Source organism: Micrococcus sp. LASM2_SD2 (assembly GCF_057364565.1).
In genome coordinates this window covers 1-12677 of sequence record NZ_JBNFOB010000039.1, presented here as the reverse complement: position 1 = coordinate 12677, position 12677 = coordinate 1, and the positions used below count along the sequence as shown (strand labels likewise).

The window sequence follows — 12677 nt, the reverse complement described above, 5'->3', positions numbered from 1 at the left end:
CAGGCGGGTGGCGCCGGCTGCCGGACGGCGGGTACGCCGGCGGCTCCGACCCGCGCAAGGACGGGCACGCCGTGGCGCGGTGAGGGTCAGCGCAGCAGCTCGTGGATGCGCTGCACCATGAGGTCGGTGAGGGCCTCGTCGTACCCGTCCGTGGAGGAGTCCATGAACAGGTGCGCGGCGGTGTCGTACTCGAACAGGTCGGCCGGGTTGTCCGGCTCGTCGTCCGAGGAGGCATAGGAGCGGGCCAGCGGCAGGTCCTCGTCCTTCACCCACGGGTCCTCGGTGGCCAGGTGCACCTGCAGGGCGACGTGCGGCATCCACAGCGGGGCGTACGCGTTGAGCGGCAGGGCGGCGGACATGGCGATGCACGCCCGGAATGCCGGCACGGTCTGCGCGGCCTTGAACGCGGGGCAGACGCCCATGCTGATGCCAGCGAGCACGGAGGCCTGACGATACTCGGCGGTGGCCGCGACGCCGCGGGCGACGATCTCGTCCATGCCGACCTCCTGCAGGTGCGCGACGCCCTCCTCCACGCTGGCGAAGGTCTGCCCCTCGTAGAGGTCCGGAAGGTGCACGGTGTGGCCGCCGGCCTCGATCATCTCCGCGAGGGCGCGGACACCTTCGGTGAGCCCGAGGGCGTGGTGGAACAGCAGGATCTGACTCATGCGCTCAGCCTAGAGCAGGCCGCTGAGAGGCTGGGGTGCCGGAGTGGCCCGTGACGGGGCGGGGACGGCAGGTGAGATGGGGCAGGCGGTGGAGGTCAGGCGGCGGCACCCAACGGACCGGGCGTTGAGAGGGTAGGGGGTGCCGGCGCGGATCCCGGGAGAAGGTGTAGACGAGGGCGATCACGGCCAGACCCAGCAGGGTCACTCCCAGCAGGAGCAGGATGAACCCGGCGCCGATCGGCTGATCGTCGGCGACCAGGGCGAAGTGGCACAGCAGCCGTCCGAGTGCCGTGACCTGCGTGCCGAGGCCGAAGGCGAAGAGCCCGGCGGACGGGGTCATGTAGTGGCCGACGGTGAGCAGCAGCCCCGCCGCGAACGGCGGCACCACGGAGAGCACCTTCTGCACGGTCACGTGCTGGTCCGCATAGTCGAAGAGGTAGAGCGCGCCCATCATGCTGCCCAGATCCAGGACGACGGGGATCACGAGCAGCATCGCGGTGAGCAGATACAGGACGCGGCGCATAGGTCAATCCTAGCCCAGGGTGAGTGATTTCACTGCTGGACGAAGGTGCCTGAATGCTGGACCGAAGTGCCTGGTTCACCCGGCGGGGAACGCCAGCTGGGCCGGAGCGCCCGGCTCCGGATGCGCCGGGTCCACCAGGACGGCACGGCCCGGGACCGGCAGGACCTCGGTCAGGCGCGGCCACAGGGCACGCTGCTCGGCCGTGGTGCCGGCGGGGACGTACAGCCGCCGGGGCAGGTGGGAGACCAGACGTGAGGAGGCCAGGTCTCGGCCACCGATCGCGGCGACCCGGACGCGGTGGCCGGCGCCGGATGTCAGCTGCTGGAGCAGCAGCTCCTCCATCCCGCGATAGGTCCGCGGGCAACGCAGGCCGGTCCAGGCGCCCCAGCCGGTGACCAGCAGGGTTCCGCCCGACTCCGTGAGGTCGGCGACGGCGGAGAGCACCCTGTCCGGCAGCTCGGGGTCCGTGCCGGGAGACCACACCGACCATCCTGCGGGCGCCTCGGCGGGTGAGCCCAGTCCATCAAGGTGGAGGACCGGTTCCCCTGCCGCCACGAGGTCGTCGCGGAGTCTGGTGATCACCTGGTCCCGTCCTCCGACCCGTTCGATCAGCCAAGCGGTCCCGCCGGCACTGCCGTCCTCCCACGTCAGGGGCAGGTGCGTGCCGGAGCCGGTGTCGTCCACCAGTGCGAGCGGCGTCCCGTCCACCGCGTCGGGGGCCCAGGTCTCGGGGAGCGGAGGAGACAGGATCGGGGTCGGCACCGCCGGGTCCGCCGACCGGGTCACGGCATCGACCTCCGCCACCACGTCGTCCCACCTGGTCGGAGCGACCCATGCAGAGCCGACGGCTCCCCGGCGGATCCAGCGGCTGGGGGCGTGGGAGCACACCCATGTGGCCGCTCGGAAGGTGCGGGGCTCCTGCCCCTGCCGGACGTGGACCACCGTCCCGGGGCGGTCCGGCGGGATCCTGGCCGCCACAGCGGACCCGGTGAGGTCCCAGGACTCCTGCTCCGTCGCCGTCCGCAGGCACAGGACCGAACCGATGTTGGAACGGATGTCCGACGTCACCGTGCCGGTGGCCCGCTGGGTCGCGAGCACGAGATGGAAGCCGAGGGAACGGCCCGTGGCGGCCAGCCTCCGGAGCACCTCGGAAGCACCGGGATGCTCGTCGAGCAGGACACGGAGCTCGTCCACGGCCACGACCAGCCGCGGCAGGACCGTCTCAGGCGACCTGCGGCGGAATGCCGGGTAGTCGCTGACCCGGTGGACGGCGAACAGCTCCTCCCGGCGGCGCAGCTCGGCCGCGATCGCGTCGAGCGCACGCAGGGAGGCGGCCGCCACGTGGTTCGTCTCGACGCTCATCGTGTGCGGCAGGCGCTCCAGGCAGGAGAACGAGGCCCCGCCCTTGAAGTCCAGCAGCACGAGTGCCACCTCGGTCGGCGGATGGGACGCGCACAGCCCCGTGAGGAGTCCGAGGAGAAGATCGGACTTGCCGGAGCCGGTCGTGCCGGCGATCAGCAGATGGGGGCCGTCGGCCACGAGGTCCACCTCCGGCGGCGCCGCATCCGAGGCAGGCGCGTGGGCCAGCGGCACTCGGAGCCGCTCCACGGCCGTGGAGCTCCCCGGTGCCACCGGAACGCGCAGGGGGACCGGCGCCTCCGTCGGGGCGGAGCCCGAGGTCGCCATGTCCGAGGCGACCTCGGCCGACCACCAGGCCGCCGTCCGCTCCGATGCCTGGCAGAGGCGCAGGTCCGTGAGCTCCTGTCCGCTCTCCTGCAGGAACGCCGTCCGCTCGGACAGGTCCACCAGGTCACCGACACCGGCGGTCTGAGGCAACTGCGAGGACACCGCCACCTCTGCCCACCGGTCCATGGCGGAGGGGCCGTCGACCGGAGCGTCCGGGCCGGCCTCGGGGCAGTGTCTGAGCCAGCTCTGCCGCAGCGGGACGAGAGTGCGCTCCGTCGGCAGCTGCACGCACACGCCTCCCGTCTGTGAGCCGATCCGCCAGGTCCGCCCAGTGTCCGCGGCGTGGACCACGAGACCGAGTCCCTGGCGCGTGGTCTGAACCAGCAGCTGGACGAGCATCCAGCGCAGGACGCCGTCATGCTCGCCGCCCGAGACGCGAACGTGGACGGGCAGCCCCGGAACGAGTGCGCTGAGGGCGGGCTGCCGGCGCAGGGTGTCCCGGCGCCAGCGCTCCTGACGCACCGGATCGTCGAGCGGCACCTCTCCCCAGGCCGATCCCCAATGCAGGACCACAGGCGGGCCGGGTGAGCCCGGTGGACCGGATCCGGTGCGGGGACATCACGAAGGGCGAAGCGGTCAGTGTGGTCGGCTCGGCACGCGCGCGTCAGCGCGAGCGGGTCGAGTGCCGCCCGCTCGCGTGCGGCCACGACGTCGTCCACGCGTGCGGAGAGACGTCGGCGGAAGACGGAGCGACTTCGGCGCTGCAGCCCGAGCATCGTGGCCACGGCCACGACGGAGAGCAGTCCGAAGAGAAGGAAGAAGGCGCGACCCGTCGACAGCGCCAGCACGAGTCCCAGGAGCAGCGGGCCGACGGCCATGACAGCCGGCAGCACGAGCGACGTCGGAGCCGGCGCACCTGACGTGTCGACCCGTGCTTGCGGCAGGGACGTGGTCGCCGGCAGCGGCCTCCCGGGGCCGCGGGTGACGGTGATCTCGGTGGCACCCACGGACACGGTCGCGTCGTCCACCCAGGGCACGTGGCCGTCGTCGTCCACCAGGAGGCCGGCCGAGGAGGCGGTGAGCCGCGTCGGACGAGCAGGAGCCGTCGGGTCGGCCAGCCGCCAGACGCTGTCCCCGCGGCCGACCGTCATCCCCTCACGGGGGAAGGGGACCGTCTGGCCCGCATCGGGGCCGGAGACGGCCACCAGGCTCAGCTCGGGGCCCTGCCGCCGCCGGCGTGCGCCCCGAGGACGTGCGATGTACCGCAGCCGGGATCCCTTCCGGCTCTCCCGCTCCAGGCACATGTCCGGGAAGCGCTCGGCCACAGCCCGATCCTGTGCGTCCGAGTGCGGCGGCAGGTCGGACACGGTCCAGCACTCGACGCCGGACATCCCCATGATCTCCACGGTCCAGGCCATCTCGGCTCCCCTCCGTCCACCGTGCCCGCGACCTGCCGCCGCGGTCCGACGAGGCCGGAATCCCGTTCCCGGCGTCGTCGTGCACACCACCTTGCCGTCCCGCGCTCCCGCGGCGCAGGAGCCCCGGGCAGATCTGTGGACAACTGCGACTTCGGCGGATCTGGACGAGTCCTGAGGCCATGCCCGGCGTGCGTTGTCCACATGTCTTCGGACGTGTGAGCCGAGCCACGGTACTGTGGGTCGTGGCGCAAGGGATGGCGCCGTGAGACGGGAGCCCCCGGCAGGGGGGCTGGAGTGCCATGTGCAGGAGGGGACCCATGGAGGCTGTGCGCATCCTCGAGTCGGAGCTGCGCGAGCTCATCCGACGCCGCGACATCGACCCCCAGCGCGAGCCCGAGTCGGTGCGCCGGCTCATCTCCGACGCGACCTCGGACTACGATGCACGGGCCCTGACGGGTTCGCTGCCGTCGCTCAAGGACCCCGGCGAGACCCAGCGGTGGCTCTTCGACCTGTTCGCCGGGTTCGGTCCCCTGCAGCCGCTGCTGGACGACCCCAGCGTCGAGGAGTTCTGGCTGAACGCGCCGGATGCCGTCTACTGCGCCCGCTCCGGGCGCTCTGAACTCACCGGGATCGTCCTCACGGAACAGCAGGTCAGGGACACCGTGGAGATGATGCTGAAGTCCTCCGGCAGACGGCTCGACCTCTCGACCCCCTTCGTGGACGCCTCCCTCCCGGACGGTTCCCGGCTCCACGTGGCGATCCCTGACATCACACGGCGGCACTGGGCGGTGAACGTCCGCAAGTTCGTGGCCCGCGCCAGCAGGCTGGACGACCTCGTGCGCGGCGGCTCGCTCACGGCGCAGGCGGCCCGGTTCCTCGATGCGGCCGTCTCCTCCGGGATGAACATCCTCGTCTCGGGCGCCACCCAGGCCGGCAAGACCACCATGCTGAACTGCCTCTCGGCGTCCATCGGGCCGCGGGAACGCGTCATCACGGTCGAGGAGATCTTTGAGCTGCAGCTGCAGGTCAGGGACGTCGTCGGCATGCAGTGCCGCCAGCCCAACCTGGAGGGCCACGGAGAGATCCCGCTGCGCCGCCTCGTGAAGGAGGCTCTGCGTATGCGACCGGACCGGCTGATCATCGGCGAGGTCCGCGAGGCGGAGTCCCTGGACATGCTCGTGGCACTCAACTCCGGGCTCGCGGGCATGTGCACCATCCACGCGAACACCGCCTCGGACGCGCTCACCAAGCTCTGCACCCTCCCGCTTCTCGCCGGGGAGAACATCTCGCGCAGCTTCGTGGTGCCCACCGTCGCCACCTGCATTGACGTGGTCGTCCACTGCGCCCGGGACCGTCAGGGGCGCCGGCAGGTGGAGGAGATCCTCACGGTGGGCTCGCGCGTCGAGGACGGCGTGATCGAGACTTCCACCCTCTTCCGTCGGGACGCCGAGGACGACCTCGTGGTCAACCAGGCGGCGAGCCTGGAGATGCCCCAGCTGGAGCGCCACGGCATCGACATCCTCGACCTGGTGGGCGGCCGCTGATGGGCATCCTGCTCGGATTGGTGCTGGGCGCCGGGCTGTTCCTGGTCTGGTGGTCCTGTTGGAACGAGCCTGCTCCGGCGGACCCGGAGGACACCGCTCGGCAGGGACGGATCCGGACGCTGATCGCACAGGCGGGCATCGCGCGTCTCGCGCCGGCCGGCGTGGTCGCCGCCATGGCGGGATGCGGTCTGTTCGCCTTCCTGCTGGTGCTCGCCCTGACGCGAGCCCTCCCGATCGCCCTGTGCTTCGCCCTGTTCGGCGCGGTGGTGCCCTATGCGCTGCTCTCCTACCAGGCGCGCCGACGGCAGATCGTCCTGCGTGACGTCTGGCCCGACGCCGTCGACCATGTTCGCTCTGCGATCCGCGCCGGGCTGACGCTCCCGGAGGCGCTCATGCAGCTGGGGGAGAACGGCCCGGAAGGCCTCCGTGAGCCCTTCCAGGAGTTCGCGCGGGACTACCGCTCCGGCGCCCGCTTCCTGGACGCCCTGGACGGGCTCAAGGCGCGCATGTCCGATCCCGTCGCCGACCGTCTCGTGACGGCGCTCCGGCTGACGCGCGAAGTCGGGGGTGCAGACATCGGCCAGCTGCTCCAGACCCTCTCCGAGTTCCTCCGGCAGGACGCACGAGTCCGCTCCGAGCTGGAGGCCCGCCAGTCCTGGACCGTGAACGCCGCCCGCCTTGCGGTCGCCGCCCCCTGGGTGGTCCTGCTGCTGATCGGCACGCAGCCGGTGGCCGTGGAGATCTACCGGACGGCGGCCGGCGCCGGAGTGCTGGCAGCGGGCCTGCTCGTCTCGGTCGTCTGCTACCAGCTGATGCTGCGCATCGGTGCCCTTCCCCATGACGAGCGGGTGATCGCATGACCGGCACCCTCGGCATCGCCGTCGGCCTCGGCCTCACCCTGGGGACAGGCCTGTTCCTGTTCGTCCGCCACCTGCCCTGGGGCTGGCGGCCGAGCCTGGCCGAACGGGTCGAACCACAGATGCGCCACCACATGCCTGCCTCGAACCTGCTGGCCCAGGAATCGGACGCCTCTCCGTGGTCCGGGCTGGCCCGGATCGTCCAGCCTCTGCTCGGGGCGGGCGTCGGCGCGTTGCAGCGCTTCAACCCCGGCCACGAGGCACTGCGCCGCAAGCTCGAGGCCGCCGGAAGCGACCTCTCTGTCACGGACTACCGCGCGCAGCAGGTCCTGCTCGCCGTCGCAGGAGCTCTGGTGTCCACCGTGCTGGCCGTGCTCCTGGTCGGGCTGGACCGCATCGGCGTCGTCGTGGCGGTCCTGCTCGTGGTGTCGTTCACGGGCATGGCGGCGGTGGCACGGGACTCGATGCTCGCCTCGGCCATCGCCCGGCGCCGACGCCGGATCCTCACCGAGTTCCCGTCCGTCGCCGAACTGTTCGCCCTGTCGGTCAGTGCCGGAGAGAGCACGACCGGAGCCCTCGAACGCATCACGGTGACGGCCCGTGGAGAACTGGCCGGCGAGTTCGCCAAGACCCTTGCGGACATGCGGGCCGGAGCGTCGCTCGCCTCCGCGCTGAAGGCGTGCGGACGGCGCACCCAGCTCCCGCCGCTGGAGCGGTTCATCGACGGCATCCTCGTGGCACTCGAACGAGGCACGCCCCTGGCCGACGTCGTCCGGGCCCAGGCCCAGGACGTCCGCGAGCTCTCCAAGCGAGAGCTCATGGAGGCCGCAGGACGCAAGGAGGTGCACATGATGATCCCGCTCGTCTTCGGGATCCTGCCGCTGACCGTCCTCTTCGCAGTCTTCCCCGGCATCGCACTGTTGGACATCGGGATCTGACATGCCGGGGCCCACAACCGAATAGCCAACACCACACCGCCCGCCTGAGAGTCAGGGGGCGCCCAGAGAGGGGAAGAAATGGATATCCAGACCAAGGCCATGATGATGTTCCACTCGGTCGTCGCCTTCCTCGGCGACGCCCGCGACCGTGCCGCCGACGAGCGGGGAGACGTGCCCGGCTGGGTGATGATCACCCTCATGTCCGCAGCCCTGGTCGCCACGCTGATCGCGATCGCCGGGCCTGCGCTGAGCGACATGTTCCAGCAGGCCGTCTCGCGGGTGAACGACGCGACCCGCTGACCATGGGCCGCCGACCGCCCACGTCCGCGGCGCCGTGCCCCGCTCTCCGTGACGGGGAACGGGGCAGCGCCGTGGCCGAGACCTCCATGGTCCTGGCGCTGCTGGCTCTGGTCTTCGTGGCACTCGTGCAGGGGGCGGTCGCCGTCCATGCCCGCAATGCCATGATCGACGCAGCCAGTGCCGGGGCGCGGTACGGGGCCCTGGCCGATCGCACCGCGGCCGACGGGGTGGCCCGGGCCGAGGAGATCCTCGCCGCCGGCACCGTCACCGGCCTCGGAACGCAGGTGACTGCGCAGAACGTGGACGAGGGCGGAACCCCCGTCCTGCAGGTCACGGTGACGGGGTCCATGCCCGTGTTCGGGCTCTTCGAGTCCCCGATCGAATGGACGGTGCACGGCCATGCCTACCGCTACTGACACACGTCGCCACAGAGGCCACGGCACTCGGTCCCGCGCCCGGGACGAGCAGGGCTCGGCCTCCGTCGAGTTCCTGGCGCTCGCCTTCATCCTGCTGGTTCCTGTGATCTACCTGCTGCTGTTCGTCTCCCAGCTCCAGGCCGCCGCCTACGGGGCGGTCGCCGCCGCCGACCAGGCGGCCCGGACGGCCGTGTCGCAGGAGCAGGAGACCGCGACGGCCTCGGTGCACGGGGTCGTCCGCAGAACTCTCATGGACTACGGCGTCCTGGAGGACATGTATGAGATGGACCTCGAATGTCATCCGGGAAGCTGCCTCGACCGCGAGCCGGGCATGGTGGCGCAGGTCCACGTGCGGGTCCAGGTGCCGTTGCCCGTGTTGGAGCAGGTGTTCGGGGTGCAGGCCACACCTGTCAGCATCACCTCGGACGCCCGTCATCGGGCCCCAAGGTTCTGACCCTGTACCGCCCAGTCCACCCCGCCCCGGAAAGAGGAGGGACCATGAACCGCCGCCTCACTGCCGACGACGGCCAGACCACCCCGCTGGTCCTCGGGATGACCGTGATCGTCCTTGCCCTGGTCATGGTGATGTTCGCGGCCACCTTCGTCACGGTCCAGCACCGGCAGCTGCAGTCCCTCGCGGACGGTGCCGCCGCCTCCGGGGCGGAGGCCGTCGCCTTCGCCCTGGACACCGGCCCCGGGTTCACCCTCACGGACGCCGAGGTCCGACAGGCGGTGGACGAGCACCTCGCCGCCGTGGGCGCCCAGGAGACGGTCCCCGGCCTGTCGGCCGTCCGAGCGCGGGTGGCCGAGGACGGGACCACCGTGGTCGTCACGCTCGCCGGCACCGCGGAGGTGCTCCCGCTGCCGCCGGCCTTCGACGGCGTCCTGCCCGCCCACGTGGAGATCTCCGCGGAGGGCAGCTCCCGCACCTCCCTCCAACGCTGAGCCCGGCCGCTCCCGGGCCACCCCGTCTTGCACCCGCACCGCCTCCGGCGCCGACCTGGCCTCGGGCCACCCGGGTGCCGTCTCATCCGCGCTTCCTCAACGTCTCATGGACGCCTCATGGACGCTCCGTAGCGTCGAACGCGTCATCCGGCAGAGCGCCGGGACGCCGACGGATTCAGGAGGTGCCATCCCATGGGCATCAGCGTGGTTCTCTACTCCCACGACTCGGTGGGACTCGGTCACGCACGGCGCAACCGCGCGCTGGCGTGGGCGATGGCCAACACCCTCCCGAAGCTCACCGGCGAGCCGGTCACCGGCATGCTGATCGCCGGGCACCCGGACGCTTCCCAGGACTCCCTCCCGGAGGGCTGGGACTGGCTGCTGCTGCCCGGCTACGCCCGCACCCCCGCCGGCTACGCCGCCCGCAACATCGGCATGTCCGTGCCGGACCTGGCGGACATGCGCGGGGAGATCATCGCCACCGCCCTGGACACCTTCGCCCCGGACCTGTTCATCGCCGACCGCCACGCGTTCGGCGTGGACCAGGAGCTCAAGTCCGCCCTGGCCCGGATGCGCAGCACGCACGGCACCGCCACCGTCCTCGGCATGCGGGACGTGCTGGACACCCCCTCCGCCGTGCAGGCCGAGTGGGAGAAGATCGGCGGCGCGGACGAGGTCGCGGCCCACTATGACGCGATCTGGGTCTACGGAGACCAGAACGTCTACGACCCCACCGCCACCGGCGAGATCCCCGCCGGCCTGGCCGAGCTGACCCGGTTCACCGGCCTGCTCTCCCGCGGCCGCCCGGAGGACGAGGGCGCCCCGCTGGAGACGCCGTACATCCTCACCTCCGTGGGCGGCGGCTCGGACGGCGTGGACGTCGTGCTGGCCTCCGCCGCCGCCGAGGTCCCCGCCGGCCACCGCCACATCATCGTCACCGGCCCGCAGATGTCCGCCAAAGACGAGGCCCGCGTCCGGGAGACCGCCGCCGCCAACCCGTGCTCGGCCCCCGTCACCGGTGCCCAGGGCGTGTCCCGCCCGGGCATCGAGGTCCGCCGCGCCGTGAACAACCTGCCCGCGCTGCTCACCCACGCCGCCGCGACCGTCTGCATGGGCGGATACAACTCCACGGCCGAGGTCCTCGCCTCCGACACCCCGGCCCTCGTGGTGCCGCGCGCCTCCCGCCGCGCCGAGCAGCCCCGCCGTGCCGCCGCCCTGTCCGCCGCGGACGCCGTGGACACCGTGCCCATGGCGGAGGTCTCCGGTCAGATCGTCGGCGAGTGGCTCGCCGACGCCGTGACCCGCCGGGTGGACCGCAACCACCTGGACCTGGACGGGCTGGCCCATGTGGGCCTGCTGGCCGCGGACGTGATCCGTTCCGCCCGTTGCCGCCACTGCTCGGCCCGCGCCGTCCGCGACGGCGAGGCCGCCGCCCTGCCCCTCCGCTCCGCCTCCCCGGAGCACCCTGCCGAGGCCGCCGGCGACGCTGCGCCCGGCAGCACCTGCACCACCGCACCGATCCTGGAGACCCAGAATGCCTGCTGAGACCCCCGTCATCGGCTATGTCCTGAAGATGTACCCGCGCTTCTCCGAGACCTTCGTGGTCTCCGAGATCCTGGCCCGCGAGGCCCAGGGCGAGAAGATCGTCATCTTCTCCCTGCGCCCCACCACGGACGCCCGCTTCCACCCGGAGCTCGCCCGGGTCAAGGCCCCGGTGGCGCACATCGGCCGCCCCTCCTCGGCGAACCGCCTCTGGCAGGCGCTCGCCGGCGCCGCCCAGCACGACGACGGCTCCCTCGCCGCCGGCATGTCCGCGCACCTTCCCGAGCTCCTCACCCTCGGCCACGACGATGCCGTCCAGGCCGTGGAGGTCGCCCGGGCCGCCCGCGCCCACGGCGTCACCCACCTGCACGCCCACTTCGCCTCCGTGGCCACCACCGTGGCCCGCATGGCCGGGAGGATCGCGGACCTGCCATACTCCTTCACCGCCCACGCGAAGGACATCTTCCATGAGGACGTGGACCCGGAGGACCTGAAGGCGAAGTTCGCGGACGCCCACCACTCCATCACCATCTCCCAGTACAACGTGGACGACCTGAAGGCCCGCTTCCCGGAGTCCACCGCCACCCTGAAGCTGGTCCGCAACGGCCTGGACCTGGACCGCTTCCCCTACGAGCAGCGTCCGGCCCGCACCGCGGACCGTCCGGCCCGGCTGCTCGCCGTGGGCCGCCTGGTGGAGAAGAAGGGCTTCGAGCACGTGGTGGAGGCCGTGGCCCGCCTGCGCGCGGACGGCCATGACGTCACCGCCGAGATCGCCGGTGACGGCCCGCTCGCCGCAGACCTGCGCCGCCGGATCGAGGCCCACGGCCTGACGCAGCACGTGCGTCTGCTCGGCCCGATCACCCAGGCCGAGGTCACCGAGCTGCTGGGCACCCGGGACGTGTTCGTGGCACCGTTCGTGGTGGGCTCGGACGGCAACGCGGACGGCCTGCCGACCGTGCTGCTGGAGGCCATGGCCCGCGGCCTGCCCTGTGTGGCCGCGGACGTGACCGCCGTGGGCGAGGTCGTGAAGACCGGGGAGACCGGCTGGCTCGTGCCCACCGGAGACACCGACGCCCTCACCGCCGCCGTGGCCGAAGCGATCGCCCCGGACGCGGACCACTCCGCGCTGACCGCCGCCGCCCGCACCCAGATCGAGGACCTGTTCGACTCCTCCGGCCAGGCCGCCCGGCTGGCCCGCCTCGTGAGCGCCTGAGCCGCCCCGGCCGGCCCGCATCGTCCGCGCCGGCCGCCTCGAATCCCACCTCGCCCCCGCCCATCGACCGCCCGAAACCGCCCGTGAAGGACACGTCAGCCATGCAGATCGCCTACCTCCTCGCCGACCCCGGCATCGGCCCCTTCGGCACGAAGGGCGCCTCGGTGCACGTCCAGGAGATCACCCGCGCCCTGCGCGGCCTGGGCCACGAGGTCACCGTGTACTGCCTGCGCCGCGGGGACAAGAAGGGCGTCGAGTCCGTGCCCGCGGACCTGGCGGACCTGGACGTGGTGGTCATCCCGGTCGAGTCCGCCGCCGGCTCCGCCGAGCGTGAGGTCGAACTGCGCCGCGCCGGGGACCGCATGCTGGCCGCCGCCGCGGCGGACGGCGCGGACCTGGTCTACGAGCGCTACGCCCTGTTCTCGGACGTCGGCGCCCGCCTGGCCGCCGTGCTGTCCCAGGCCGCCGGCCGCCGGATCCCGCTGGTCATGGAGGTCAACGCCCCGCTGGTGGCCGAGCAGGCCGCCCACCGCTCCCTGCATGACGTGGACGCGGCCGTCGCCCTCACCGAGTCCGCCCTGTCCGCCGCGGACGTGGTCTCCTGCGTCTCCGAGCCGGTCGCCGCCTGGG

The 12677-nt window shown here is 72.2% G+C and carries 14 protein-coding genes; 11 read left to right on the top strand and 3 right to left on the bottom strand.

The window, feature by feature from the left end:
• Window positions 1-86: 86 nt before the first annotated feature.
• The 3 genes from AC2W7A_RS03865 to AC2W7A_RS03855 form a co-directional block, all read right to left on the bottom strand.
• Entirely contained in the window at window positions 87-665 is a 579-nt protein-coding gene (locus AC2W7A_RS03865; protein WP_485990204.1) for a dienelactone hydrolase family protein, read from the bottom strand.
• Window positions 666-669: 4 nt separating this feature from the next.
• Complete coding sequence (locus tag AC2W7A_RS03860) at window positions 670-1188, bottom strand: hypothetical protein (protein ID WP_485990203.1); 519 nt, start codon at window positions 1186-1188, stop codon at window positions 670-672.
• Between the two features lie 75 nt (window positions 1189-1263).
• A complete protein-coding gene (locus tag AC2W7A_RS03855; RefSeq protein ID WP_485990202.1) occupies window positions 1264-3414 on the bottom strand; it encodes an FtsK/SpoIIIE domain-containing protein in 2151 nt (716 codons plus the stop codon).
• A gap of 44 nt (window positions 3415-3458) precedes the next feature.
• On the opposite strand from AC2W7A_RS03855, the gene AC2W7A_RS03850 reads away from it, so the two are divergent.
• From AC2W7A_RS03850 to AC2W7A_RS03800, 11 genes are all read left to right on the top strand, one after another.
• Window positions 3459-3794 (top strand): hypothetical protein, encoded by a 336-nt coding sequence (locus AC2W7A_RS03850; RefSeq protein ID WP_485990201.1) that lies wholly within the window; start codon window positions 3459-3461, stop codon window positions 3792-3794.
• Between the two features lie 815 nt (window positions 3795-4609).
• Complete coding sequence (locus tag AC2W7A_RS03845; protein WP_485990200.1) at window positions 4610-5836, top strand: TadA family conjugal transfer-associated ATPase; 1227 nt, start codon at window positions 4610-4612, stop codon at window positions 5834-5836.
• Entirely contained in the window at window positions 5836-6696 is an 861-nt protein-coding gene (locus tag AC2W7A_RS03840; RefSeq protein WP_485990199.1) for a type II secretion system F family protein, read from the top strand. Before AC2W7A_RS03845 ends, AC2W7A_RS03840 begins: the two co-directional genes overlap by 1 nt.
• Complete coding sequence (locus AC2W7A_RS03835; RefSeq protein WP_485990198.1) at window positions 6693-7631, top strand: type II secretion system F family protein; 939 nt, start codon at window positions 6693-6695, stop codon at window positions 7629-7631. Before AC2W7A_RS03840 ends, AC2W7A_RS03835 begins: the two co-directional genes overlap by 4 nt.
• Window positions 7632-7733: 102 nt before the next feature.
• Window positions 7734-7931, top strand: a complete 198-nt coding sequence (locus AC2W7A_RS03830; RefSeq protein WP_485990205.1) for a hypothetical protein — start codon at window positions 7734-7736, stop codon at window positions 7929-7931.
• 71 nt (window positions 7932-8002) lie between these two features.
• Entirely contained in the window at window positions 8003-8347 is a 345-nt protein-coding gene (locus AC2W7A_RS03825) for a TadE/TadG family type IV pilus assembly protein (RefSeq protein ID WP_485990197.1), read from the top strand.
• On the top strand, window positions 8331-8801 hold the full coding sequence (locus AC2W7A_RS03820) for a hypothetical protein (RefSeq protein ID WP_485990196.1): 471 nt from the start codon (window positions 8331-8333) through the stop codon (window positions 8799-8801). Before AC2W7A_RS03825 ends, AC2W7A_RS03820 begins: the two co-directional genes overlap by 17 nt.
• A 44-nt stretch (window positions 8802-8845) precedes the next feature.
• Window positions 8846-9292, top strand: a complete 447-nt coding sequence (locus AC2W7A_RS03815) for a pilus assembly protein TadG-related protein (RefSeq protein ID WP_485990195.1) — start codon at window positions 8846-8848, stop codon at window positions 9290-9292.
• Between the two features lie 192 nt (window positions 9293-9484).
• Complete coding sequence (locus tag AC2W7A_RS03810; protein ID WP_485990194.1) at window positions 9485-10837, top strand: glycosyltransferase family protein; 1353 nt, start codon at window positions 9485-9487, stop codon at window positions 10835-10837.
• Entirely contained in the window at window positions 10827-12047 is a 1221-nt protein-coding gene (locus AC2W7A_RS03805) for a glycosyltransferase (protein ID WP_485990193.1), read from the top strand. Before AC2W7A_RS03810 ends, AC2W7A_RS03805 begins: the two co-directional genes overlap by 11 nt.
• Window positions 12048-12148: 101 nt before the next feature.
• Window positions 12149-12677 (top strand): glycosyltransferase family 4 protein (locus AC2W7A_RS03800; RefSeq protein WP_485990192.1); only part of this gene is annotated, 529 nt, incomplete at its 3' end.